The sequence below is a fragment of the Xanthomonas sp. 3498 genome (genome assembly GCF_014199795.1).
GTDB classification, from domain to species: domain Bacteria; phylum Pseudomonadota; class Gammaproteobacteria; order Xanthomonadales; family Xanthomonadaceae; genus Xanthomonas_A; species Xanthomonas_A rydalmerensis.
Window position 1 is genome coordinate 92,578 of record NZ_JACHOH010000006.1, and the last position, 25,468, is coordinate 118,045.

18 protein-coding genes are annotated in these 25,468 nt (G+C 70.5%); 6 read left to right on the plus strand and 12 right to left on the minus strand.

What is annotated here, in order from left to right; genetic code table 11:
* The first annotated feature begins 57 nt into the window (after positions 1-57).
* The 3 genes from GGR66_RS16370 to GGR66_RS16380 all read left to right on the plus strand — a co-directional run bounded on the left by GGR66_RS16370 (position 58) and on the right by GGR66_RS16380 (position 2,475).
* Complete coding sequence (locus tag GGR66_RS16370) at positions 58-810, plus strand: S-methyl-5'-thioinosine phosphorylase (RefSeq protein ID WP_087943469.1); 753 nt, start codon at positions 58-60, stop codon at positions 808-810.
* A gap of 88 nt (positions 811-898) precedes the next feature.
* The gene (locus GGR66_RS16375; protein WP_003488188.1) at positions 899-1,105 is read left to right on the plus strand and encodes a cold-shock protein; all 207 of its coding nucleotides are present in this window, start codon (positions 899-901) and stop codon (positions 1,103-1,105) included.
* 101 nt (positions 1,106-1,206) lie between these two features.
* Positions 1,207-2,475: an NAD(P)/FAD-dependent oxidoreductase gene (locus tag GGR66_RS16380; protein WP_184449125.1), complete on the plus strand. Its 1,269-nt coding sequence runs from the start codon at positions 1,207-1,209 to the stop codon at positions 2,473-2,475.
* 349 nt (positions 2,476-2,824) lie between these two features.
* On the opposite strand, the gene pdeM is transcribed toward GGR66_RS16380, so the two are convergent.
* The 4 genes from pdeM to GGR66_RS16400 are packed head-to-tail and all read right to left on the minus strand — an operon-like array spanning position 2,825 to position 8,598.
* Complete coding sequence (pdeM, locus tag GGR66_RS16385) at positions 2,825-3,472, minus strand: ligase-associated DNA damage response endonuclease PdeM (protein ID WP_184449127.1); 648 nt, start codon at positions 3,470-3,472, stop codon at positions 2,825-2,827.
* Positions 3,462-6,008, minus strand: a complete 2,547-nt coding sequence (locus tag GGR66_RS16390) for a ligase-associated DNA damage response DEXH box helicase (protein WP_184449129.1) — start codon at positions 6,006-6,008, stop codon at positions 3,462-3,464. The genes pdeM and GGR66_RS16390 overlap by 11 nt, the downstream gene beginning before the upstream one ends.
* Positions 6,005-7,597, minus strand: a complete 1,593-nt coding sequence (locus tag GGR66_RS16395) for an ATP-dependent DNA ligase (protein ID WP_184449131.1) — start codon at positions 7,595-7,597, stop codon at positions 6,005-6,007. Before GGR66_RS16395 ends, GGR66_RS16390 begins: the two co-directional genes overlap by 4 nt.
* The gene (locus tag GGR66_RS16400) at positions 7,594-8,598 is read right to left on the minus strand and encodes a ligase-associated DNA damage response exonuclease (protein WP_167087440.1); all 1,005 of its coding nucleotides are present in this window, start codon (positions 8,596-8,598) and stop codon (positions 7,594-7,596) included. The genes GGR66_RS16395 and GGR66_RS16400 overlap by 4 nt, the downstream gene beginning before the upstream one ends.
* Positions 8,599-8,709: 111 nt before the next feature.
* Here GGR66_RS16400 and GGR66_RS16405 point away from each other — a divergent pair, with 111 nt between their 5' ends.
* Positions 8,710-10,350, plus strand: a complete 1,641-nt coding sequence (locus GGR66_RS16405; RefSeq protein WP_184449134.1) for an acyl-CoA dehydrogenase family protein — start codon at positions 8,710-8,712, stop codon at positions 10,348-10,350.
* Between the two features lie 666 nt (positions 10,351-11,016).
* Here GGR66_RS16405 and GGR66_RS16410 read toward each other — a convergent pair.
* From GGR66_RS16410 to GGR66_RS16435, 6 genes are all read right to left on the minus strand, one after another.
* Positions 11,017-11,379: a hypothetical protein gene (locus GGR66_RS16410; protein ID WP_010342294.1), complete on the minus strand. Its 363-nt coding sequence runs from the start codon at positions 11,377-11,379 to the stop codon at positions 11,017-11,019.
* A complete protein-coding gene (locus tag GGR66_RS16415) occupies positions 11,376-11,921 on the minus strand; it encodes a polymer-forming cytoskeletal protein (RefSeq protein WP_184449135.1) in 546 nt (181 codons plus the stop codon). The genes GGR66_RS16410 and GGR66_RS16415 overlap by 4 nt, the downstream gene beginning before the upstream one ends.
* Before the next feature lie 105 nt (positions 11,922-12,026).
* Positions 12,027-13,736 (minus strand): diguanylate cyclase, encoded by a 1,710-nt coding sequence (locus tag GGR66_RS16420; protein WP_184449137.1) that lies wholly within the window; start codon positions 13,734-13,736, stop codon positions 12,027-12,029.
* Positions 13,737-13,866: 130 nt separating this feature from the next.
* Positions 13,867-14,220 carry a hypothetical protein gene (locus tag GGR66_RS16425; RefSeq protein ID WP_160948353.1) on the minus strand — a complete coding sequence of 118 codons (354 nt, stop codon included), beginning with the start codon at positions 14,218-14,220 and terminating at the stop codon, positions 13,867-13,869.
* 596 nt (positions 14,221-14,816) lie between these two features.
* Positions 14,817-15,158: a hypothetical protein gene (locus GGR66_RS16430; protein WP_167087446.1), complete on the minus strand. Its 342-nt coding sequence runs from the start codon at positions 15,156-15,158 to the stop codon at positions 14,817-14,819.
* Between the two features lie 122 nt (positions 15,159-15,280).
* Positions 15,281-16,456 carry a thiolase family protein gene (locus tag GGR66_RS16435; protein ID WP_167087448.1) on the minus strand — a complete coding sequence of 392 codons (1,176 nt, stop codon included), beginning with the start codon at positions 16,454-16,456 and terminating at the stop codon, positions 15,281-15,283.
* 201 nt (positions 16,457-16,657) lie between these two features.
* Here GGR66_RS16435 and GGR66_RS16440 point away from each other — a divergent pair, with 201 nt between their 5' ends.
* On the plus strand, positions 16,658-19,465 hold the full coding sequence (locus GGR66_RS16440; RefSeq protein ID WP_255421740.1) for an autotransporter serine protease: 2,808 nt from the start codon (positions 16,658-16,660) through the stop codon (positions 19,463-19,465).
* Between the two features lie 120 nt (positions 19,466-19,585).
* Here GGR66_RS16440 and GGR66_RS16445 read toward each other — a convergent pair whose 3' ends face one another.
* Together GGR66_RS16445 and GGR66_RS16450 are read right to left on the minus strand one after the other, a co-directional pair.
* Positions 19,586-20,686, minus strand: coding sequence for a Glu/Leu/Phe/Val dehydrogenase (locus GGR66_RS16445; protein ID WP_184449141.1), 1,101 nt, complete (start codon positions 20,684-20,686; stop codon positions 19,586-19,588).
* A gap of 544 nt (positions 20,687-21,230) precedes the next feature.
* Positions 21,231-21,545 (minus strand): hypothetical protein, encoded by a 315-nt coding sequence (locus GGR66_RS16450; RefSeq protein WP_255421741.1) that lies wholly within the window; start codon positions 21,543-21,545, stop codon positions 21,231-21,233.
* A 207-nt stretch (positions 21,546-21,752) separates the two neighbouring features.
* On the opposite strand from GGR66_RS16450, the gene GGR66_RS16455 reads away from it, so the two are divergent.
* On the plus strand, positions 21,753-25,346 hold the full coding sequence (locus GGR66_RS16455) for a methylmalonyl-CoA mutase family protein (RefSeq protein ID WP_184449143.1): 3,594 nt from the start codon (positions 21,753-21,755) through the stop codon (positions 25,344-25,346).
* Positions 25,347-25,468 lie beyond the last annotated feature (122 nt).

Genomic DNA, 25,468 nt, shown 5'->3' on the forward strand with positions numbered 1-25,468 from the left:
GCTCCGCTGCCCATTGCCGGCGCACACCGCCGGCGCACGCGTCCCTTTCGTTCGAGGATCCGCATGGACAACATCGCATTGGCCGTCATCGGCGGCACCGGCGTCTACAAGCTCGCGCAGCTCGACGACGTGCAGACCCACGAGGTCGAAACGCGCTACGGCGCGCCCTCCGGCCCGGTGCGGGTCGGCACGCTGCTCGGCCACCGCGTCGCCTTCCTGGCCCGCCATGGCGAAGGCCATTCGCTGCCGCCGCACAAGATCAACTACCGCGCCAACCTTGCTGCGTTGCAGCAGATCGGCGCCACCCGGGTGCTGGCGCTCAACACCGTCGGCGGCATCACCGAACGCTTCGGCCCGCGCGTGCTGGCCTGTCCGGACCAGCTCATCGACTACACCTGGGGGCGCATCTCCACCCTGTGCGAAGAGCCGGGCAGCGAGGTGCTGCACGTGGATTTCGGCCATCCGTATTCGCCGCTGCTGCGCAGCAAGATCCTCGCCGCCGCGCGCGTCACCGGCACCGCCCTGGTCGACGGTGGCTGCTATGCCGCCACGCAGGGGCCGCGCCTGGAAACCATCGCCGAGATCGCGCGGCTGCGCCGCGACGGTTGCGACCTGGTCGGCATGACCGGCATGCCCGAAGCCGGGCTGGCACGCGAGCTGGGCCTGGACTACGCCTGCCTGGCGATCGTGGCCAACTGGGCGGCCGGCTGCGGCGACGCCGAGGAGATCACCCTGGCCGAGGTGCTGGCCAATGTCGAGGCGGCCTCGGTCGGGCTGCCGGAGCTGGTGGGGGAACTGGCGCGCGGGTGATTGTCTTCGCTGCGCAAGCTTTGCATACTCCGCCGGTGCGGCTGCCGCACAACCACCACCCATTCACTGCAAAAGGTCTCGCATCACCATGCCGAACGGTACCGTCAAGTGGTTCAACGACGCCAAGGGATTTGGTTTTATTTCTCCGGAAGACGGTAGCGCCGATGTGTTCGCGCACTTCTCCGCGATCAACTCCAAGGGCTTCCGCAGCCTGCAGGAAGGACAGCGTGTCAGCTACGACGTGACCCAGGGTCCGAAGGGCGCGCAGGCCTCGAATATCACGCCGGTCGAGTAAGCGCTCGCGTTGACTCGGTTGTGCCTTGAACCCCGCTTCGGCGGGGTTTTTTATGGGAGACGCCGTGGTGTCGGTGTCGGTGTCGGCAGGCGGTGGACGCAATGAAGCAAGGACTGCAGATCGGGATCGTCGGTTACGGCACGGCGGGCCAGACGCTGGCGCTGCTGCTGGCGCGCGACGGGCACCGCGTGCAGGTGTTCGAGCGTGCGGCGCAGCCCGGGCCGGTGGGTGCCGGCTTCCTGCTGCAGCCGACCGGCCTGCAGGTGCTGTGGCGGATCGGCCTGCTGGAGCAGGCGTTGGCCTATGGTGCGCCGGTGCACCGCCTCTATGGAGAGACCCCGTGCGGACGCGCGGTGATGGACATGCGCTACCGCGACCTGGACGCACGCCTGTTCGGGCTGGGCCTGCAGCGCGGCGCCCTGTTCGCCCTGCTGGCGCAGGCCTGGGACGGCTACGCCACGCTGCAGCGCGACACGCGCATCGTCGCCATCGACGACACGCTGCGCCGGGTGCAGGACCAGCATGGCCGCTGGCACGGGCCGTTCGACCTGGTGATCGCCTGCGACGGCTCGGCCTCGGCGCTGCGTGCGCAGGTGCAGGCGACGCGGCTGGACCGGATGTATCCGTGGGGCGCGCTGTGGTGCCTGCTGCCGCGCGGCGACTGGGCCTTCGCCGACGAGCTGCGCCAGCGCTATGTCGCCGCGCGCAAGATGATCGGCCTGCTGCCGGTGGGCACCCGCCCCGGCGATGCCGAGCCGCGGGTGAGTTTCTTCTGGAGCCTGCCGACCGCCGAGTTCGATGCCTGGCAGGCGCGCGGCATGCAGCCGTGGCTGGAGGAGATCGCGCAGCTGTGGCCGCAGGCGCGCGAACGCCTGGCGCAGATCGACGCACCCGCGCAGCTGGCCCGCGCCAGCTACCGCGACGCGGTGCAGCGGCACTGGTACCGCGGCCGCCTGGTCCTGGCCGGCGATGCCGCGCACGCGATGAGCCCGCAGTTGGGGCAGGGCGTCAACATGGCGCTGATGGATGCCTGGGCGTTGAGCGAGAGCCTGCGCACCGCCGCGGACATCGACACGGCGCTGGCGCGCTACCAGGCGCAGCGCCAGGCGCACGTGGCGGTGTACCAGTTCTGGAGCCGCTGGCTGACCCCGCTGTTCCAGTCCGAGCGCGACCTGGCGGCGCGGCTGCGCGACGTCGGCATGCGTCCGGCCGGGCGCATGCCCGGCGGCCGCGGGCACATGCTGCGCGTGCTCAGCGGCACCCAGCACGGCTGGTTCGGCAAGCTGCCGCTGGCGCCGGAGTTTCTGGAAACGCTGCAGGAACTGGCAGCACGGACCGCGTCGGTGCAGACCGACGCTGCGCCTTCGTAGCGGAGACGGCAGCGGCGATCCAGCCGAAGGCATTCCTCGCATGCAGCGACGCGCTATCGCAGTGTGGTGGGCCACGACGCCAGTCAACTGGTCGCGTCGGGACTGAAGTCCCTCCCACAAAAGGCAGTGCACTTGCTGTTTCGGCTGCGCTCATGGATTGCGTGGCGCAATACCGAAGCTTCCCGCGGCAGCGTGGCTACGCACTCACGCAACGCATTGCGATTGCACTGTGGGAGGGGCTTCAGCCCCGACGCCGTGATGGCGGAAGCGTCGGGACTGAAGTCCCTCCCACAAGTGATACGTCCTCAAGGTGTCTATCGCCGATCGGCCAGGCGAAGCCGCACCCGACCTACGTCGCCACAGGCAACACCAGCGCCGCGCCTTCGATGCAGGCGACCAGGCGCTCGCCCGGCGCCAGCACCGGGGCGACACCGGCAGTGAAGTGCGAGAACGCCGGCAGCACCGTCATGCCGTCGCGCAGCCAGAACGCCGGCCAGCGCGGCCGCAGGCCGGGCAGCTTGACCAGCGGATGCAGGTGACCGCACAGCACGTGGCGCTGCGTATCCGTGGCCGGATCGTGGCGCAGCACGAACGGGCCGTCCTCCAGCTCGGTGCCGAGCAGGGCGATGTCCAGCCCGGCCCCGGCCAGGGCGCGGTCGTGGTTGCCGGCGATCGCCGCCACCCGCAGCTGCGGATGCTGCGCGCGCCACGCATGCCACTGGCGTTGCCAGTCGGCATCGGGCGCGGCGCCGTGCAGCACGTCGCCGAGGATCCACAGCTCGGCCGCGTCCTGCGCCTGCAGCAGCGCCGACAGCCGCCCCAGGTCGAGCGCGGTGCCGCCGCTGGGCAGGCCGATGCCGGCGCGGCGGAAGACGTCGGCCTTGCCCAGGTGCAGATCGGCGATCAGCAGGCGCCGCCGTGCAGGCCAGTACAGGCCGCGGTCGCCGAGCAGGCGCATCGGTTCGCCGGCCAGCAGCCAGTCCAGTTCAGCGCGCATGGCGCTGCTCCAGTTGCGCCGCCGCACGCATCACCCGCGCCTTCCAGTCCTCGGTGCTGAGCTGGCCGCGGATGCTCTCGGCCCACAGCGGGAACGCCAGTGGCGTGAGGCTGCGTGGGTTGTGCAGCGCCAGCTCGCGCGCGGCGCAATCGTCCAGGGTGGCGGCCAGCCGGGTCAGTTCCATCTGGCCCTGCAGCACCTCGCGCTCGGCCTGCGCGAGCAGCAGATGCTCGGGATCGAAGCGGCTCAGCACGTCGTACAGCAGGCCGCTGGAGGCTTGCAGCTGGCGCAGGCTGCGCGGCAGGCGGCCGGGTAGGCTGGGCGGCAACAAGCCGGCGACGCGGGCGATTTCGCGGAACTGGCGTCGCGCCAGTTCGCCCAGGTTGAGGCTCTCGCGCAGATCCTCGAACAACTGCGCCGGACTCAGTAGCTCACGCAATAGCGCCGCGTCGATCGGCGCGTCCTCCGCCGGCGACAGCACGAAGCCATAGTCGTTGGCGGCGAAGCTGAAGGTATTGCGCTGCCGCCGGCCCCAGCGCAGCGCCAGCAGCGCGGCCAGGCCTTCGTGCACCTGGCGTCCGGCGAACGGGTACACGAACAGGTGCTGGCCGTCGCGGGCGCGCACGCGCTCGGCCAGCAGCCGCTGCGGCGCCGGCAGATCCGACAGTGCGCGCTGCAGGCCGAGCAGCGGCGCAAGCGCACGCAGTTCGGCCTCGCCGCGCGGATCGGCGAACACCGCCTCCACCTCGCGGCCCAGTTCCGAGGACAGCGGCATGCGCCCGCCCATCCATTTCGGCACGCTGCCGTCGCCGCCCTTGGCCAGGCGCACGTAGGCGGTCATGTCCTCCAGCCGCACCAGTTCCAGCAGACGCCCGGCGAACTGGAAGCGGTCGCCGCGGCGCAGGCGGCCGACGAACTGCTCCTCCACCGCGCCGAGGCGGCCGCCGCGCAGGAAGCGCACCGCGACGCTGCCGTCGCTGGTGATGGTGCCGATCGACAGGCGGTGGCGCAGGGCGATGCGGCGGTCGTGCACGCGGTACAGGCCGTCCGCGTCCAGCACCACCTTGCGGTAGTCGGGGTACTGCGCCAGCGCGCGTCCGCCCTGCACGACGAACTCCAGCACCGCCTGCCAGGTCGGTGCATCCAGCATGGCGAAGGCGGCGGTGCCGCGCACTTCGGCGTACAGCGCATCGGCATCGAAGCCGCCGCCCAGCGCGCAGGTGATGCAGTGCTGGGCCAGCACGTCCAGCGACAGCCGCGGCGAGGGCCGCGATTCGATGCGGCCATGGGCGATGGCGCGGCGCGCGGCGGCGTACTCGACCAGTTCCAGCGCGTGCGAGGGCACGCACAGCACGTGGCCGGCCTCGCCGGGGCGATGCTTGGCACGGCCGGCGCGCTGCAGCAGCCGCGCCACGCCCTTGGGGCTGCCGACTTGCAGCACCTGATCGACGGCCGGGAAGTCCACGCCCAGGTCCAGGCTCGAGGTCGCCACCACGCAGCGCAGGCTGCCATCGCGCAGGCCTTGTTCCGCAGCGCTGCGCAGCGCCGGGTCCAGTGAGCCGTGGTGCAGGGCCAGGGTGTGCGCCTCTTCCGGCCACACCGAGGTCAGCGCCTGATGCCACAACTCGGCTTGCGCGCGGGTGTTGGTGAACAGCAGGCTGGTGCGCACCGCGAAGAGTTTTTCCAGCACCCGCGGCAACTGCGCCAGACCCAGGTGACCGGCCCAGGGGAAGCGCTCGCCGACCGCCGGCGCCAGCGTCTCCAGGGTCAGCGTGCGCGGCTTGACCCCGGCCACGATCGGCGCCTGCGGCAAGTGCGGCAGCAGCACGTCGCGCGCCTCGTCCAGGTTGCCGAGCGTGGCCGACAGGCCCCAGGTGCGCAGCGCCGGCGCCCAGCCGCGCAGCCGCGCCAGGCACAGCTGCAGCAGCACGCCGCGCTTGTTGCCGAGCAGCTCGTGCCACTCGTCGACGATCACGCAGCGCAGCGTCGCCAGTTGCGGTGCGGTGTCGGGATAGGACAGCAGCAGCGCCAGCGATTCGGGCGTGGTCACCAGCACATCGAGCTTGCCACTGCGTGCCAGGCGCTTGTCGCGCGCGCTGGCATCGCCGGTGCGCAGGCCGATCTGCCAGTCCAGGCCCAGCGCCTGCGCCGGTTCGCGCAGCGCACGCACGGTGTCGGCGGCGAGCGCGCGCAACGGCGTGATCCATAGCACTTTCAGATCGCGCTGCGCCTGCCGGCGCGCGCGCGGCGACGTGGCGGTTTTGGCGGCCTTGGCCGCGGCGCTGGCGTTACTGCCGCCGCGTGCGGGCTTCCTGGTGGCTGCCGCGGCCTGCGCGCGCAGGCCCTCCAGCAAGGGGCCGCCGAACGCGGCCAGGGTCTTGCCGCTGCCGGTGGGCGTGTGCAGCAGCCCGGAGCCGCCGTCCAGGTAATGCCGCCATAGCGCGCGCTGGAACGGCAACGGTTGCCAGCCCTGCTGCGCGAACCAGGCGTACAGCGGCGCATCGGCCGGGCGCCGGTGCGCCGCCGCTGCGCTCATCGCGCCAGCGCCTGCAGCGTGGTCAAGCGGTCGGCCTCGGCGAACGGCTTGTCGTGGCGCCAGCGCAGGATGCGCGGGAAGCGCACGGCGATGCCGGACTTGTGCCGGCTGCTGCGATTCACCGCCTCGAAGCCGAGTTCGAACACCTGGTACGGCGTCACCGCGCGCACCGGGCCGAAGCGCTCGGTGGTGTGCGCGCGGATCCAGCGGTCCAGCGCCAGGATCTCGCTGTCGTCCAGCCCCGAGTACGCCTTGGCCACCGGCACCAGTTGCTCGCCGTCCCACAGGCCGAAGGTGTAGTCGGTGTACAGCGTGCTGCGCCGGCCGTGGCCGGCCTGCGCGTACAGCAGCACCGCGTCGATGGTCAGCGGCGCCACCTTCCATTTCCACCAGTCGCCGCGACGGCGGCCGGACTGGTAGGGCGACGTCGCACGCTTGAGCATCAATCCTTCCACGCCGCGCACGCGGGAATCCTCGCGCAGCGTCGCCGCCTGTTCCCACGTCGCGGCCTGCACCTGCGGCGACAGGGTCAGGCGCGGATCGGCATGCGCCTCCAGCAATGCCTGCAACTGCGCGCGGCGCTGCTGCAGCGGCTGCTCGCGCAGGTCCTGGCCGTCCAGTTCCAATAAATCGTAGGCGAGCACGCGTGCCGGCGTGTCGGCCAGGGTCTTGGCACCGGGCTTGCGACGCTGGATGCGGGTCTGCAGCGCGGTGAACGGCAGCGGCGCTGTGTCGCCGTCGCGCCAGACCAGCAGTTCGCCGTCGATCACCGCATCGCGCGGCAGCGTCGCCGCGGCCGCTTCGATCTCCGGGAAGCGCCCGTCCAGGCGCTCCTCGCCGCGTGACCACAGCGCCACCTCGCCGTCGCGGCGGATCAGTTGCAGGCGGATGCCGTCCCACTTCCATTCCAGCAGCCAATCGTCGAGCGCGCCGAGCGTGGTGGCCTCGGCTTCCAGCGGCGAGGCGAGGAAGAACGGGTAGGGCTGCTGGCGGTCGCTGGGCAGCACCTCGTCGGACAGCAACTGTTCCAACGCCTGCGGCGTCGGCGACCACGCGCCGAGCATGCGCTGGGCGATGCGCGCGATGTCGATCCCCGACATTGCCGCCAGCGCCTGCTGCACCAGCCGCTGCGACACGCCCACGCGCAGCGCGCCGGTCAGCAGCTTGTTGAACAGCAGGCGTTCGTCGAAGGCCAGGCTGCGCCAGCCGGCCACGACCGCGGCGCGGCGCGCGGCGTCGTCCTGCGCGGCTACCGGCAGCAGGCGGTCTTCGATCCAGTCGCGCAGCGGCGCCGGGTCCGGCGTTTCCGCCGGATCGTCGAGCAGCAGGGTCAGGGTCTCGGCGAGATCGCCGACGTGGTCGTAGCTGTCGTCCACCAGCCAGCCGGGCAGGCCGCTTTCCTGCGCGATCCACTCGCGCAGTTCGCGGGTGTTGGCGATGCGTCGCAGCTTGCCGCCGCTGAGCAGCCAGATCGCCCAGGCCGCATCGGCCGGCGGCGCCTGCTCGAAATACGCGACCAGCGCGGCGCGCTTGTCCAGCGTCGCGGTGCTCTGGTCCAGTTGCCGATACAGCGCGGCGAAGCGCTTCATTCTTCGCCACCGTAGTCGGTGCGGAACGCCTCGGCGGCAACGCCGCGTTCGTTGAGTGCGCGGATGATCGCGTCGGTGTTGCCGTGGGTGGCGATCACCCGGCGTGCGCCGGTTTCGTCGATGGTGCGCAGCAGATCGGGCCAGTCGGCATGATCGGACACGACGAAGCCGCGGTCGTAGTTGCGCCGGCGGCGGTTGCCGCGCAGTCGCATCCAGCCCGAGGCGAAGCCGAGTTGCGCGTGGCGGAAACGGCGCAGCCACGGGCTGCCGGCGGCCGACGGCGGCGCCAGCACCAACTGCCCGGCGTAGTCGGCGCGCTTGTCCAGTTCGGACACCGTGCGCGTGTCCAGCATCGCCACGCCAGCCTCGCGGTACACCGCCACGCCGGCCGCCACCGCGCCGTGCAGCAGCGCCGGCTGGTCGTCCCACGGCTGCAGTTCGGCGAGCACGCGCTGCGCCTTGCCCAGCGCGTAGCAGAACAGCACGGCGGCCTCGCCGCGCGCGCCGCACTCGCGGCGCCAGGCGACGATCTCGCGCGCCACATCGCTGGTGTCCGGCCAGCGGTACACCGGCAGGGCGAAGGTGGCCTCGGTGATGAAGGTATCGCAACGCACCACCTCGAACGGTGCGCAGGTCGGATCGGGCTGGCGCTTGTAGTCGCCCGAGGCCACCCAGACCTCGCCATCCACCTCGATGCGCACCTGCGCCGAGCCGAGCACGTGCCCGGCCGGATGCAGCGAGACCTGCGCGCGGCCCAGCGTGAAGCGGGTGCCGTAGTCGTAGGCGCGATAGGCCTGCTCGCCCAGTCGCCAGCGCAGGATCGGCAAGCCGGCGGCGGCGCAGTGGTACTCGCCCATGCCCGAGCGCGCATGGTCGCCATGGCCGTGGGTGATGACCGCACGCGGCACCGGCCGCCAGGGATCGATATGGAAGTCGCCGGCGGGGCAGTACAGCCCTTCCGGGCGCAGCACCACCAGGTCCTGGGAAGCGGCATTCGGCATGGCCGCCACTGTGTCCAAGCCGGTGTGCAGGAGATGAGAATCCGCCATGCGCGTTCGCGGCGGCGCGACGGATCGGCCACAATGCGCCAAGCGCTTCTGGGAGGGAGATGCATGCACACGGACCTGCCGGCGTTCGCCACGCATACGGTCGACAACCAGCCGCCGCCGTTCGAACCGCGCGATCTGTGGGCCGACGACGCGGTGCTGCGCGCCGCCAGCGCACGCGAAGGCGCCGACGCCTTCGCCGCGGCGCTGGCGCAGTACGGTGCGCTCGCCGGCGACACGCTGTACCGGCTCGGCTTCGACGCCAATCGCGACCGTCCGCGGCTGCGCACGCACGACCGCTACGGGCACCGCATCGACACGGTCGAGTTCCATCCGGCCTATCACCAGCTGCTGGACGCGGCCAAGCGCCATGGCGTGGCGGGGCTGTCCTGGCATGCCCCGCAGCCGGGCGCACACGTGGCGCGCGCGGCGCTGAGCTACCTGCACCACCAGGCCGAAGCTGGCACCAGTTGCCCGCTGACCATGACCCACGCCGCGGTCGCGGTGCTGCGCCAGGACCCGGCCTTGCGCGAATGGGCCGACAAGGCCGCCGCGCCGCATTACGACCCGCGCGATGTGCCGATCGCCGACAAGGTCGGCATCACCCTCGGCATGGGCATGACCGAGAAGCAGGGCGGCTCGGACGTGCGCAGCAACGCCACCGTCGCCACGCCGCTGGACGACGCCGGCGCGTACAGCCTGGTCGGACACAAGTGGTTCTTCTCCGCGCCGATGTCCGACGGCTTCCTGGTGCTGGCGCAGGCGCCGGGTGGCTTGACCTGCTTCCTGCTGCCGCGGCGCCTGCCCGACGGCAGCCTCAACGCGCTGCGGCTGATGCGGCTGAAGGACAAATTGGGCGACTGGTCCAACGCGTCCAGCGAAGTGGAATTCGCCGGTGCCTGGGCGCAGCGCGTCGGCGAGGAGGGACGCGGGGTGGCGCGCATCATCGGCATGGTGATGCTGACCCGCCTCGACTGCATGCTCGCCGCCGCCGCGCAGATGCGCATGGCCCTGGCGCAGGCGCTGCACCACACGCGGCATCGCATCGCGTTCGGCAAGCGCCTGATCGAGCAGCCGCTGATGCGCAACGTGCTGGCCGATCTGGCGCTCGAATCCGAAGCCGCCACCGCGTTCGCGCTGCGCGTGGCGCGCGCGGTGGACGCGGCCGACACCGACGCGTCGGAAGCGGCGTTCGCGCGCATCGCCACCGCGCTGGGCAAGTACTGGCTGTGCAAGCGCGCGCCGGCCTTCGTCAACGAGGCGCAGGAATGCCTGGGCGGCGCCGGCTACGTCGAGGAGTCGATCCTGCCGCGGCTGTACCGGCAGGCACCGCTGAATTCGATCTGGGAGGGTAGCGGCAACATCCAGTGCCTGGACGTGCTGCGCGCGCTGGCGCGCGAACCCGCCAGCGCGGCCGCGGTGCTGGCGGAGCTGGAGACGGCGGCCGGCACCGACCCGGCCTACGACGCAGCGGTGGACGCATTGCGCCCGCCGTTGAGCGGCGCCGCGTCCACCGACGAGTACACCGCGCGCCAGTTGGCCGAACGCCTGATGCTGGCCCTGCAGGCGGCGGTGCTGCTGCGCAGCGCCAGCCCGGCAGCCGCGAGCTTCGTACGCAGCCGCCTGGCCGGCGCGCACGGCCTGGCCTTCGGCACGCTGGAGACGGGTGTGCCGGTCGAGGAACTGCTGGCGCGCGCCTTGCCGTAGGCGTGCGGCATGTCGCCCATCACGCCCTCGCCAACTCGGAACCGACTGGCTGGCGCTCCCTTCTCCCCTCGGGAGAAGGTGCCCCGAAGGGGCGGATGAGGGTACGACAGCCAGCGCAACCGCACAGCAAGTGCAGCGATCACAGGCGCTGCGCAGCCGTACCCTCACCCCAACCCCTCTCCCGGCGGGAGAGGGGCTAGGCTTCTACGGTGCTTTAGATGCGCGGCATGGCAGCCCATGGCGCCCTCATCCGCTGGAAGGAAACGGGCCGGCAACTCCTTCTCCCTCCGGGAGAAGGTGCCCCGAAGGGGCGGATGAGGGTGCGACCGTGCGCCATGTCGTTCTGACTGTACGTGGCTGCGCCCGTACCCTTACCCCAACCCCTCTCCCGACGGGAGAGGGGTTAAGCGTCTGCAATGCCATGGGCGTGCGGCATGTCGCCCATCACGCCCTCGCCAACTCGGAACCGACTGGCTGGCGCTCCCTTCTCCCCTCGGGAGAAGGTGCCCCGAAGGGGCGGATGAGGGTACGACGGCCAGCGCAACCGCACAGCAAGTGCAGCACCACAGGCGGCGCGCAGCCGTACCCTCACCCCAACCCCTCTCCCGGTGGGAGAGGGGCTAGGCCCCCGCGAATCCCCAATCCCCAATCCCAGCGCCAAAGGCGCTAATGCCTCCCGCGCTTCCCGCCCCGCACCGGCGTCGCCTCGACCGACAGGGTGAAGCTGCGCTCCTCGCCGTCGAGCATGGCGCCGACGCCGACCAGTTGGCGTTTGATCTCCTCGCCGCGGCCGTTGCGGATGCTGACCAGCACGGTGTATTCCCAGGCGCTGCCGTCGTCCGGATGGCGGATGCTGCCCTCCACCCGCAGCGGCACCAGCGCCGACGGCGCCGACTGCTGCAGCACCGCCGAATCGAAGCGCAGGTGGTGCTTGCACGCCGGGCAGACGCTGGCGCTTTCGAGGATGGTGGCCTTGCAGTGCGGGCAGGTCCGGGTCGCCCCCGGACTGCCGGGACGCGGGCTGCTCATGCGCCGGCGTCGGACTCCGCGGGCTTGCCGCCCTTGCGGGCGTGCTTGTCGTCGTCCCAGCCGAAGTCGGCCTGGCCGCGCATGCGCGAGCCGGCGGCCACGGTCAGCGAGCCGGCCTTGACGTCGCCGATCAGTGCGCCGGAGGCGAGCAGCTCCACCCGCGAGGCCGATTCGATGTTGCCCTCCAGCTCGCCGGCGATGACCACCTTGTCGGCGCGCACGCCGCCACTGAGCTTGGCGCCGGTCTCGATGGTGAGATCGCCCTGCACGTTGACGTCGCCCTTGAACTTGCCGGCGATGCGGATGTGGCCGGTACCCTCGATCTTGCCTTCGATGCTGATGTCGGCGGCGATCAGCGATTCCTTCGCGGCCGGGGCGGGCGCGGGTGCGCGGGCCGTAGGCGCGGCGGCGGCGACCGCGGCGAGCGGTTCGCCGGGGGCGGCGTCGCCCGGCGGGCGCGGCTCCGGCGGCAATGCGCCGTTGCCGGGAACGGGCGGCAGGCCATCCTTGCGCGCGGGACCCTGGTCTTTCCAGATGGACATGGGCTGTCGTCTCCAGTCGGGGGAAGCGCGACTATCGCCGCTCTATCGCGTCGGTTTTGTGACGCTTTCTTCAAAACGGCGGCTGGGCGTGTCGCGGCCGCCGGTTCAGCCCATGCCGTCCAGCGACGGGTCGTAGGCCTGCACCTGGTTGCGGCCGCAGCGCTTGGCCCGGTACAGCGCCGCGTCGGCCTTGCGCAGCAGGGTGGTGGCGACCACGCCGTCGCGCGGATAGCTGGCCACGCCGAGCGACATGGTCACCGCCGGCAGCGCCTTGCCGTCCACGCTGGCGCTCAGTTGCTGGGCGGCGCTGCGGATCTGTTCGGCGATGGCCTGCGCCTGTTCCGTGTCGGTCTCCGGCAGGATCACCGTGAACTCTTCGCCGCCGTAGCGGCAGGCGATGTCTTCGCCGCGCAGCCGCGTCGACAGCATCTGCCCGACCGCGGCCAGCAGGCTGTCGCCGCCGCCATGGCCGTGCAGGTCGTTGAACTGCTTGAAGTGGTCCACGTCCAGCATCAGCAGCGACAGCGGCATCTGCCGGCGCCCGCAGCGGGCCAGTTCGTGGTTGAGCGATTCTTCCAGGTAGCGCCGGTTGAACAGGCCGGTGAGCGGATCGCGGATCGACTGCAGGCGCAGCGACTCGCGCAGGCGCAGGTTGCTCAGCGCCAGCGACAACTGCTCGGCGGCGGCCTCGGCGATGGCGACGCGCGGCAGTGGGCCAGCGCCGCGCCCGGCCAGGAACACGAAGCCCAGCTGCGTGCCCTGCGCCGACAAGGGGATGCAGGCGGTGCTGGCGCCGGCGGCGTACGGATCCTCGCGCAGATGCGCACAGGCCGAGTCGTGGCCTTGTGCGTGCACGAAGTGGCTCTTGTCGCGGCGCAAGGCCCAGCAATCCTGCGGCGCCACGGCCGGCTCGCTGCCGACCGGCGGCTGGCCCCAGCTGACGATCTGCTCGGCGCGGTCGCGCGAGGCGCGCAGCAGGTAGACGCTGCCGCCGGTGTCGGGCATCAGCGCGGCGAGCAGACGCGCGGTCACCGTCAGCGCCTCGGCCGGTTCCGCGCAGCTCTGCAGCAGGCCGGTGTAGCGGCTGAGCGCGTTGAGGTCGGCACTGGTGCGCTCCAGTTCGCGGATGCCCGCTTCCATCTTCTCGTTGGCGATCGAGGCAGCCTGCTCGGCGTTGGCGCGGTTGCGCAGTTCGCGGAACAGCAACGCATAGACCACGCCGACGCTGCCCAGGCCGAACGGGATGCCGGCCAGCGCCAGGCCCAGCAGCATGTCCGCGCTGCGCTGACTGGAGCGATCGCGGCTCTGCAACAACTGCAGTTCCGCGTCGGTCATCTGCTGCACCTGGTCGCGGACCGCGGTGGAACTCTGGTAGACGTTCGGCGCCATCGCCCGCTGCAGCGCTTCCAGGCCGTCGCGTTGGTACACGACGAGCATCCGTTGCATCTGCGTGAGGCGCGTATTCACCAGTTGCTGCAGCACCTGCACGTTGGCGATCTGCACGGGGTTGTCGGCGACCAGCTTGCGCAGTTGCGCCAGATGTCGCGGCACCCGCTCGGCGCTGTCGTGATAGGTGGTGAGATAGGCCTGGTTGCCGGTCAACTCGTAGCCGCGCACCGCCGATTCTGTCATCAGCAAGGTGGATTGCACCTCGTCGATGTTGCGCAGCACTTCGTGGGTGTGGGCGACGCGCGCGGCGTCGGAAATCGCGCGTTGCGCCCCGGAGAACACGCCAAAGCCGATCAGCACAAAGACCGCGGCGGAGAAGAGCAGGGCGAGGCGCGTTCTGGCCCGCACGCGAAGAAGGATCGGCATCGGAAAATTCTACTGTGACGCCGCAACAGCCTTGGACCGGCGTCACAAAAAAGCGTGCCGAAACGCAGCAGCGCACGGCACGCGCTGCACGGCGGCTGCCGCTCCCGCATGTGCGGGAGCGGCAGGTGACTCAATGGCGCTCGCGGTCGCCGTTGTGCGGGTCTTCGTTGGCGTTCTCGCGTGCCTTGTCGGCGACCTTCTGCGCCGCATTCGCGGTGGCTTCGCTGGCATCGGCCGCCATTTCCTTGGCCGCGGCCGAGGCGTCCTGCACGGCCTCGGAATTGGCGGCACGGTGCGCGGCGTCGCGCGCGTCGGCGGCGACCTCGCGCCCAGTCTGCGCGACCTGGCCCGCGGCTTCCTTGGCGGCTTCGCCGGTCTGCTCGGCGGCGACCTTGGCGTCGCGTTGCGCCTGCTGCGATTCGGGACCCTGGCAGCCGGCCAGTGCAAGGGCGCCCAGCAGGGCCACGATCGGGGTCTTGTTCATGCGGCTTCTCCGTCCACGGGTGGGTGACGCGGCGCAGCCTAGGCGGGCGCGCATGCAGCCTGCGTCAAGGCGCGCGGGCAAGTGTTCAGGATGGCGGCGCAGGGAGGGACGTGTGGCGTGGGACGGCCCAGCGCGTCCTGTCATGCGCGCGCCATGCGTTCACGGGGGACGGAGTGGTCGAAATCTTCATCGGCCGATTCGCGGTACTTGGTGCGCCGGCGCGAAGGCGGTACGCGATTCCCGATGGCAGTGTCGGCGAGCCGGGCCCGCCATGCCCCAGCCTGCGGGGAGATTTGCCGCGTGTCGCGCAGTGCGTGCGTGGGCGCCTGCATCGCGGCGGAGCGGCAACCTCACGTTGGCGTGGGTGCGTGCGCGGCATGTGCCGCGGGGAGCGTGTGCGACGACACCGGGCGCGCAGCGCTGCGGCGTCTGCGCGCGTCGCGGCGTGATAGCGCCGCCATTGCGATCGCCCGGAGGCAGCAGCGCGGTGCGGTGCCGATCGCACCCTTTCGTCGTCGCACCCGCCAATCGCCAGGCAAAGAAAAAGCCGCTGGCGGACCAGCGGCTCTTTCAGGACTGCAAAAAGCAAGAAGTGATTACTTCTTGGCTTCCTGAGCAGCGTCCTTGGCCTTGTCGGCGGTGTCTTCCGCAGCCTTGGCGGTGTCGGCAGCCTTGTCGGCAGCGGCATCGGTCGGGGCAGCGGCGGCAGCGGCCGAAGCGTCGGCAGCGGTGTTGGCGGCGGTCGCGGCGGTGTCGGCAGCAGCCTGAGAGGCGTCGGCGGTCGGGGCGCCGGCGGCAGCCGACTGGTCGGCAGCAGCCTGGGCGTCGGTGGCGGCTTCGTTAGCCGACTGCGCGGCGTCCTGGGCCTGCTCCTGCTTCGAGCACGCGGCCAGGGCCAGGCCCAGGGCCATTGCGATCAGCAGCTTGTTGATGCTCATTGTGTCTATCCTCGTCGTTTAGTTAGGCAACGCGCGAATGCGCGCCCTCAACATGATGACAAGCCAAAGTCGGCTGTCAAGCGCACGCGCATTCATTTTTGTGTTTCAGGGGTTAATTCCAGTCAAATCAATTCGATGGCGACCGCTGTCGCTTCGCCACCCCCGATGCACAGGGTCGCGATTCCGCGGCGGCCGCCACGGCTGCGCAACGCATTTAGCAATGTCACCAGCAGGCGCGCACCGGAGGCGCCGATCGGATGGCCGAGCGCACAGGCACCGCCGTGGACGTTGATCTTGGCATGGTCCAGGCCCAGTTCCTTGATCGGCACCATGGCCACCACGGCGAAGGCTTCGTTGATCTCGAACAGGTCGACCTGGTCCAGGCTCCAGCCCACCTGATCGAGCAGCTTGCGGATCGCGCCGACCGGTGCGGTGGTGAACCATTCCGGCGCCTGCGAGAAGGTCGCGTGGCCGACGATCCGCGCCAGCGGCGCGACGCCGCGGCGCGCGGCCTCGTCGGCACCCAGCAGCACCAGCGCGGCGGCGCCGTCGGAGATGCTCGAGGAACTGGCCGCGGTGACCGTGCCGTCCTTCTTGAACGCCGGCTTCAGCGCCGGGATCTTGGTCACGTCGGACTTGCCCGGCTGCTCGTCGCTGTCGACCTGCACCTCGCCCTTGCGGGTGGCGACGGTCACGGGGACGATTTCCGCAGCGAAGGCGCCATCGCGCTGCGCGGCCTGCGCGCGGTTCACCGATTCGATCGCGAACGCGTCCTGGTCCTGGCGGCTGAAGCCGAACTTCTCCGCGGTGGCCTCGCCGAACACGCCCATCGCCTGGCCGTCGTCGGGATTGGTCAGGCCGTCCCAGGCCATGTGGTCGACCGCCTGGAAGTTGCCGTAGCGGTTGCCGGTGCGCGAGTTCGGCAGCATGTGCGGCGCGTTGCTCATCGACTCCATGCCGCCGGCGACGACGATGCTGGCCGAACCGGCCTTGATCAGGTCGTGGCCGAGCATCACCGCCTTCATGCCCGAGCCGCAGACCTTGTTGATGGTGGTGGCGCCGGTGCCGTCGGGCACGCCGGCCGCGCGCGCGGCCTGGCGGGCGGGAGCTTGGCCGAGATTGGCCGGCAGCACGCAGCCCATGATGACTTCGGAGACATCCGCGGCGGGGATGCCGGACTGCTCCAGCGCGGCGCGGATGGCCGCGGCGCCCAGCGTCGGCGTGGGTACGCCGTTGAACTGGCCCAGGAACGCGCCGATGGCGGTGCGCTTGGCCGCGGCGATGACGATCTCGGTCATGGCAAACCCTTACGAAAGTGGTTTTCCGATTATCGGCCGCGGCGCGGGTTCTGCCAATCGCAGGTGCCCGGGGTGGCCGTTCCGCGAACGCTGTTTCGGTGTAGATTGGCGTGGGTCATCGCCGTCGCCGACGGCCGATGAATGGAATGGCACCGGTCGGTGCGGCAGATCAAGGTAGAGGGGAAGAACATGCGGGCATTGATGGCACGGTCGCTGCTGGCGGCCGCGGTGGCGGTTGCGCTGACCTCGTGCGGTGGCGGCGGAGGCGGTGGCGGCAATCTGGTCCATGGCAGTCCGCCGCCGACCTCGCCGCCTCCGCCCCCACCGCCGCCGCCGCCCCCACCGCCTCCGACCTCGCCACCGCCGCCGCAGCCGGCGTTCGACGCGCATCTGACCCTGACCAATACGCTGGCCGCGCACAGCGCCGGCTACGACGGCAGCGGCTACCGCATCGGCGTGGTCGACACCGGCGTCAACCGCAACCATCCGGCGCTGGCCGGGCGGGTGGTGTCGAACCTGATCTACGTCGATCCGAGCCAGAACAACACCAAGGTCGACGACGTCGACGGCCACGGCACCACCGTGGCGCAACTGGCGGCGGGCAAGTCGGTCGGGCAGTGGCCGGGCGGCATCGCGCCGGGCGCGCAGATCGTGTCCGCACGCATCATTGCCGATACTCCGCCCAAGGACGACGGCAGCGGCAGCGGCAACCAGGTCAGTGGCGGGCTGGGCCTGACCCAGGTCCACCAGGACCTGATCAATGCCGGCGTCAAGGTGATGAACAACTCCTGGGGCGGCATCTACTGGACCGACCTGAACTCGACCAACGCCATCGCCGCCGAGTACCGCCCGTTCGTGATCGGCAATGGTGGCCTGGTGGTGTTCGCCGCCGGCAACGAATCCAAGTCCACACCCTCGGACATCGCTTCGCTGCCCAGCAAGTCCGGCCCCAACGGCACCCTGCCTGCGGCGGACCTGGAGCGCGGCTGGCTGGTGGTGGCGGCGACGGATTCGAGCACCGGCACGCAGCTGGCCTCGTATTCCAACGCCTGTGGCGCGGCGATGCGCTACTGCCTGGTCGCGCCCGGCACCGAGGTGTTCGTCGATCCCAAGGCCACCTCCGCCAGCAACCCCGACTACTACTACGGCAGCGGCACCTCGTTCGCGGCGCCGCTGGTGTCCGGTGCGGCGGCGCTGGTCTGGCAGGCCTTCCCGTATTTCACCAACGACCTGGTCCGGCAGACCCTGCTCGGCACCGCCACCGACCTGGGCACGCCGGGCGTGGACGCGACCTTCGGCTACGGCCTGCTCAACGTCGGCAAGGCGGTGCAGGGACCTGGCCGCTTCGACTGGGGCGACGTGACCGTGGGCTTCACCGGCAGCTCGACCTGGGCCAACGACATCGCCGGCAGCGGCGGCCTGATCAAGCAGGGCAGCGGCACGCTGACCCTGAGCGGCACCCAGAACACCTACAGCGGCGACACCCAGGTGCAGGGCGGCACGCTCAGCGCGGCCAGCCTGGGCAGCTCGAACGTGGCGATCAGCAATGGCGCCACCTTCGTCGGCACCGGCGCGCTCGGCGGCAGCGTCGCCAATGCCGGCACCTTCCAGGTCGGCGCGGCCACGCTGAGCCTGAGCGGCAACTACGTGCAGAGCAGCAACGGCCGGCTGGCCCTGTTGGTCGGCGACAAGCTCTCGGTCGGCGGCAGCGCCGTCCTGCAGGGCGGTTCGCTGTACGTGCTGGGCAAGCGCGACTACGTGGTCAACAACACCGCGTACAGGGTGCTGGAGGCCAACGGCGGGCTCACCGGCACGTTCGCCTCGGTGACCACGCCGTCGAACGTGTTCCTGACCTCGTTCCTGTCCTACGACGCCACCAGCGCCTCGATCACCGTGCAGGCGCTGAGCGTCACCGCCGCCGCGGCCAGTTTCGGCAACATCACTGCGGCCACTCTGGCGTCGGCGACGCGCGTGGATGCGGCGTTCGCGCAGCTCAACACGCAGCTGAGCCACGACCCGGCCACGGTCGACGGCGCCCTGCTCAAGGCGGCCGGCGCGGTGCAGCAGTCGCCGAGCGTGGCGGCGGCGTCGGCGACGCTGCGCAGCCTGTCCGGCGAGGCGCATGCCGCGGCCACCGCGATGACCTTCGACACCATGGACCTGCAGCGGCGCGCGCTGTCCAGCCGCTTCGATACGCTGGTCGAACGACCGCGCGCGGTCGGCGCCTGGAGCCAGCGCCTGGGCGAGACCGGGCAGGGCAGCTTCGCAGGCAGCGAGTTCCAACTCGATGGCTGGCTGATGGGCCAGGACCTGCGCCTGAACGACCACCTCGTCGCCGGCGTCGCTTTCGGCGAGAGCCGCGCCAGCGATGCCGGCAGCCTGGACCGCAGCCGCAACCGCCAGGTGCAGGGCCAGGCCTATCTCGGTGCGATGGCCGGCAATGCCTACGCGCTGGCGCAACTGGGCAGCGGCCAGTACCAGCGCCAGCTCGACCGCAGCCTGCTGCTTGGCGACACCGTCGCCGACGCCTCCAGCCGCTATGCCGGGCGCTTCCTGTCCTCCAGCGTCGAGGTCGGCTATCGGTTCGGGCGCGGTCCGGCGTGGCTGACCCCGTATGCCGGCGCCGACTACAGCCGCATCGACAGCGATGGCTTCCGCGAACAGGGCGGCGATGGCTTCGGGCTGATGGCCGGCGCGGCCAGTTCCTCGCGCAGCCAGGCACTGGCCGGCTTGCGGGGCGGATTCGGTGGGCACGGCTGGTCGCTGCAGGGCTATGCCGAGTGGCAGCAGACGCTGGCCACGCAGGGCTTGGAGCGGCAGGCCAGCTTCGTCGGCGTGAACGCGTGGGCGCCGCTGGTGGACCTGCAGCCGGCGCGCTCGGGCGGGCTGTTCGGCGCCAGCCTGCAGACGCGCTGGAATGGCGCGCTGCTGGGCCTGGGCTACGACCAGCGCTTCGGGCCGCGCGGCGACGACCGCGCGGTGTCGCTGAACTATCGCCTGGGCTTCTGAGTCCCGGTACCCGTCCGGCGCGTGCTGCGCCGGCTCGGGGTCGATCAGTCAGGCAGGGCCGGGGCGTCCCGGCCCTGCGATCTGTGGCTCTTCCGCCTGCGGCGCAGGCGGCGCGCGGTGTCACTCGCCGCGCAGATGGCCCATCGAGCGCGGTGCGGTGCGGCCCAGCGGCAGCTTGAGCTTGCCGATCGCCTGCATGCGCGTCTCGGCGATGCGGTCGGCGGCCTGTTGCGGCGGAATGTTCTCGCGCTCGGACAGGTCGAAGATCTTGCCGAGGTTGTGGTACATGCTGCGGATCAGTCGCATCGCACGTTCGCGGTTGTAGCCGTCGATCTCCAGCGACACGTTCATCACCCCGCCGGCGTTGACCGCGTAGTCGGGCGCGTAGAGGATGCCGCGGCGGTGCAATTCTTCGCCGACGGCGGGATTGGCCAACTGGTTGTTGGCGGTGCCGCAGACGATCTTGACCTTGAGCCGCGGCAGCTTGGCCTCGTCGAGCGCGCTCTCCATGGCGCACGGCGCCAGCACGTCGGCGGCGACGTCGTAGATGTCGTCCGGGTCGACCGATTCGGCGCCGTATTCGGCCACGGCGCGCGCGACCAGCGCGGGGTCCAGGTCGGTCACGTACAGCTTGGCGCCGCGTTCCTTGAGCAGCTTCACTAGCTCCATGCCGATGTGGCCCAGGCCCTGCACGGCGATGCTGGTCTTGCCGATCTCCTCGTGGCCGAACTTGCGTTGCAGCGAGGCCATCAGCGCCTGCAGCGCGCCGTAGGCGGTGAACGGGGCCGGGTCGCCGGAGCCGCCGTGCACCTGGTGCACGCCGGTGACGTACTCGGTTTCCAGGTAGATCTGCTCCATGTCGTTGACGTCGGTGCCGACGTCCTCGGCGGTGATGTAGCGGCCGCCCAGCGAATCGACGTAGCGACCGAAGGCGCGGAACAGCGCTTCGGACTTGTCGCTCTTCGGATCGCCGATGATCACCGCCTTGCCGCCGCCGATGTTGAGCCCGGCCAGCGCGTTCTTGTAGGTCATGGTGCGGCTGAGCCGCAGCGCGTCCTGCAGGGCGGACTCGGTGTTGGCGTAGGGGCGCATGCGCACGCCGCCCAGCGCGGGGCCGAGCACGGTGTTGTGGATGGCGATGATCGCCTGCAGTCCCACGTCGCGGTTGTGGCAGAAGACGACCTGTTCGTGGCCGGTGTTGGCTAGCGTTTCGAAAAGCATGGGGGCTCCGCTGGCGTTGCAGGTGTCAGGCACCATGGTCCAGGAACGTGCCTGGTGGGTGGCGCAAAACAAAAACGCGACGGTTCCGGAACAGGCCCTGAGCGTCGCGATGCCGGCATTTTAAAGCAATTGCCGGCTGCCCGCGCGATGACGCCATGGCCCCGCGGTACGGGCATCTCGCTGTGCTGTGCGACGCAAGGGGCGGCGGCGTGCCCGTTTGCTCGGGCCGATGCTGAGATCGCGGACCAGGGCGGCTGTCGGTGGAGGCGGCGCCCGGCGGACGGGGAAGAGCGGGCGAGCGGTGGCGGTCAGTCCCGTGGCGGCCGCCGACAATGCGATTGCATTGTGGGAGGGGCTTCAGCCCCCGACGTCTGACAGTCGGCGCCGGGGCTGAAGTCTCTTCGCAGCTGCGCAGCGGGCAGCGGCCGAACGCCGGCACCGCGTGTGTCGCGGTGCGCCATGCGGGCCGGCGGCCATGTATCGGTGGGCACGCAGCCGCGCGCCGCCAGCATGGCGGTCACGCGCGGCGCTGTGGGGCGATGCATCAGCGGCGGACCCAGTACCCGGCGTGGAAGCGATAGGCGGGGCCGTAGTGCTCCCAGCGCGGGCCGACGTAGACGTAGCCCGGCCGTTCCACCACATAGCGGCCGGCGACCCAGACGTGGTGGTACCCGTTCCACTGCCAGTAGCCGGGCATCCAGACATAGCCGGGACGCACCACCACCCGTTCCACCCGCGGCGGCGGCGCGGTGCGGACCGACAGTTCCACCACCTCGCGCGCCTGCGCGGGCGCGGCGGCCATGCCGCCGGCGAGCGCGCCGCCGAGCAGGGAGGCCAGCAACAAGGGACGAGCGAACATGCGATTTCTCCGAAGGCATCGGCGGGGTGCCGACGCGGGAGGAAACGCCGCGGCCCGGGGAGGTGTTGACGCGCTCGGGAGAGCCTATTCATCCGCCGGATAGGCGGGCGCGGCGGCACGCGGCGTGGACGCGTATGCTGCAGCGCAACCTGCCCGTGTCGCCCTACGCGCCTAGAATCGCGGCATTCTCTTTTCGATGTGCGCACGATGAGCCTTCCCGCGTCCCGCGTTCCGTTGCCGCAGACGGATGCCAGTCCCTTGCGTTTCGTCACCGCCGCCAGCCTGTTCGACGGCCACGATGCGGCGATCAACATCATGCGCCGCCTGATCCAGGCGCAGGGCGCCGAGGTGATCCATCTCGGCCACAACCGCAGCGTCGAGGACGTGGTGCGCGCGGCGCTGCACGAGGATGCCGATGCGATCGCGCTGTCGTCCTACCAGGGCGGCCACGTGGAGTACTTCAAGTACATGGTGGACATGCTGCGCGAGCGCGGCGCCGGCCATGTGCGGGTGTTCGGCGGCGGTGGCGGCACCATCACCCCCGAGGAGATCGCCGAGCTGCAGGCCTACGGCGTGGAGCGCATCTACCACCCCAACGACGGCATGAAGATGGGCCTGGTGGAGATGATCGAAGACGTGGTGGCGCGCGCCGGGCGCGCACGGGACGCGGGACCCGGGACCCGGGACCCGGAACACGCCGGCACCTCGATTCCCAGCATCGACGACGAGATCGGCATCGGCCGGATGCTGTCGGCCATTGAAGACGGCGTGTTCTCCGAGGCCGAACTGGCCCTGCTGCGCAAGCAGTGGCAAGCCGGCCTGCCTCGCCCTTCCGAGTCCCGGGCCCCGGGTCCCGGGTCCCGCAGCCGGCGCGCAGCGCCCGTACTCGGCCTGACCGGCACCGGTGGCGCCGGCAAGTCCTCGGTCACCGACGAACTGCTCAACCGCTTCCTGGCCAGCTTCCCGCAGATGCGCATCGCGGTGGTGTCGGTGGACCCGAGCCGACGCCGCACCGGCGGCGCGCTGCTCGGCGACCGCATCCGCATGAACGCGCTGCGCAGCCCGCGCGTGTACATGCGCTCGATGGCCACGCGGCGCCAGCACGCCGCCACCAATCGCGTGCTGAAGGACTGCATCGCGCTGCTGAAGGGCATCGGCTACGACCTGGTGATCGTGGAGACCGCCGGCATCGGCCAGAGCGATTCGGAGATCGTCGATCTGGTCGATTTCCCGGTGTACGTGATGACCAGCGACTATGGCGCGCCGAGCCAGCTGGAGAAGATCGACATGCTCGACTTCGCCGAACTGGTGGTGCTGAACAAGTACGACCGGCGCGGCGCCGAGGATGCGTTGCGCGACGTGCGCAAGCAGTGGCGGCGCAACCGCGCGGCGTTCCAGCTGGAGGACGAGGCGGTCCCGGTATATCCCACCATCGCCAGCCAGTTCAACGATCCGGGCGTGAGCTGGATGTTCGTCAATCTGTGCCGCCTGTTGCGCGAGAAGCTCGATGCGCAGACGGAGGCCGCTGCAGGCTCGCCTGGTGCGCAGGCGCACTGCGATTTCCGCCCGCAGCTCGACACCACGCTGAAGGAGCCGCGCGCCACCGTGCTGATTCCCGGTGCGCGCGTGCGCTACCTGGCCGAGATCGCCGAGCAGGGGCGCGCCCTCAATGCCGGCGTGCTGCGCCAGGCCGAAGCGGCCGACCGTGCGCAGGCGTTCTGGCAGGCGTTGCACGAACTGCAGGATCCGCAGTTGCCGGCGCAACTGGAACTGTACGCGGCGCAGGACCTGCTGCCGGCGCCGCGCACGTCCGCCGAGGCCTCCGCTGCCGCCGTCGACGCCAGCCTGCTGTTGCTGCGCCAGCGCTACAACGATGCCTTGCAGTCGCTGTCCAACGAGTCGCTGAAGCTGCTGCGCGAGTGGCCGCAACGGCTGAAGTCGATCACCGATCCGGTCACCGAGTACGCGGTGCGCGGCAAGCCGATCCGGGTGGAGAACTACCGGCAGTCGCTGAGCCATCAGTCCATTCCGAAGATCGCCGCGCCGCGCTACAAGAGCTGGGGCGAACTGCTGACCTTCCTCGGCAAGGAGAACCTGCCCGGCAGCTATCCGTACACCGGCGGCGTGTACCCGTACCGGCGCACCGGCGAGGATCCGATCCGCATGTTCGCCGGCGAGGGCACGCCCGAGCGCACCAACCGGCGCTTCCACTATCTGAGCGTCGGCCAGCCGGCCGCGCGCCTGTCCACCGCCTTCGACAGCGTCACCCTGTACGGCGAGGACCCGGCGCCGCGTCCGGACATCTACGGCAAGATCGGCAACTCCGGGGTCAATATCCCGACCCTGGACGACATGAAGAAGCTGTACTCCGGCTTCGACCTGTGCGCGCCGACCACCAGCGTGTCGATGACCATCAACGGCCCGGCACCGATGATCCTGGCGATGTTCATGAACACCGCCATCGACCAGCAGGTGGAGAAGTACCTCAAGGCCGACGCGCAGCGCTGGGCGCAGGCCGAGCAGACCCTGGCACGGCTGTTCGAAGGCCGCGAACGCCCGCGCTATCACGGCGAACTGCCGCCGGGCAACGACGGCCTCGGCCTGGCCCTGCTCGGGGTCAGCGGCGAGCAGTTGGTGGATGCGCCGACCTATGCGCAGATCAAGGCGCAGACCCTGTCCAGCGTGCGCGGCACGGTGCAGGCGGACATCCTCAAGGAGGACCAGGCGCAGAACACCTGCATCTTCAGCACCGAATTCGCACTGCGCATGATGGGCGACATCCAGCAGTATTTCGTCGAGCAGAAGGTGCGTAATTTCTACTCGGTGTCGATCTCCGGCTATCACATCGCCGAGGCCGGGGCGAACCCGGTCAGCCAGCTCGCCTTCACCCTCAGCAATGGCTTCACCATCGTCGAGTACTACCTGGCGCGCGGCATGCACATCGACGATTTCGCGCCGAACCTGAGCTTCTTCTTCAGTAACGGCATGGACCCGGAATACACGGTGATCGGCCGGGTGGCACGGCGGATCTGGGCGCGGGCGATGCGCGAGCGCTACGGCGGCAACGAGCGCAGCCAGATGATGAAGTACCACATCCAGACCTCGGGCCGCTCGCTGCACGCGCAGGAGATCCAGTTCAACGACATCCGCACCACGCTGCAGGCGCTGTATGCGTTGTTCGACAACTGCAACAGCCTGCACACCAACGCCTACGACGAGGCGATCACCACGCCGACCGAGGAGAGCGTGCGCCGCGCGGTGGCGATCCAGATGATCATCAACAAGGAGCTGGGGCTGAACTTCTGCGAGAACCCCTGGCAGGGCAGCTTCATCGTCGAGCAGCTCACCGACCTGGTCGAGGAGGCGGTGTACAAGGAGTTCGAGGCGATCAGCGAACGTGGCGGCGTGCTCGGCGCGATGGACACCATGTACCAGCGCGGCAAGATCCAGGAAGAGAGCCTGTACTACGAGCACAAGAAGCACGACGGCAGCCTGCCGTTGGTCGGGGTCAACACGTTCCTGCCCAAGGAGCACGCCGGCGAGACCGCCACCGAGATCGAGCTGATCCGCTCCACCGAACAGGAAAAGGACCAGCAGATCGGCAACGTGCGCGACTGGCAGCAGCGCCGCAACGCGCTGGCGCTGGCCGCGGACGGCGCCGGCCTGGGCGCGCTGCAACGCACCGCGCGCGAGCGCCGCAACGTGTTCGCGGCGCTGATGGAGGCGGTGAAGACCCATAGCCTGGGCCAGATCAGCCACGCGCTGTACGAGGTCGGCGGCGAGTATCGGCGCAACATGTAGCCGTCGCGGCGTCGGGCGCCGCCGGCATGGCGCTTGCATGGTGCGATGGGTGACATGGGCGCCGCGACGCGGCGTGTCGATGCGCGCGCGCGGATCGGCGCAGGACACCCGCACAGCGGGTG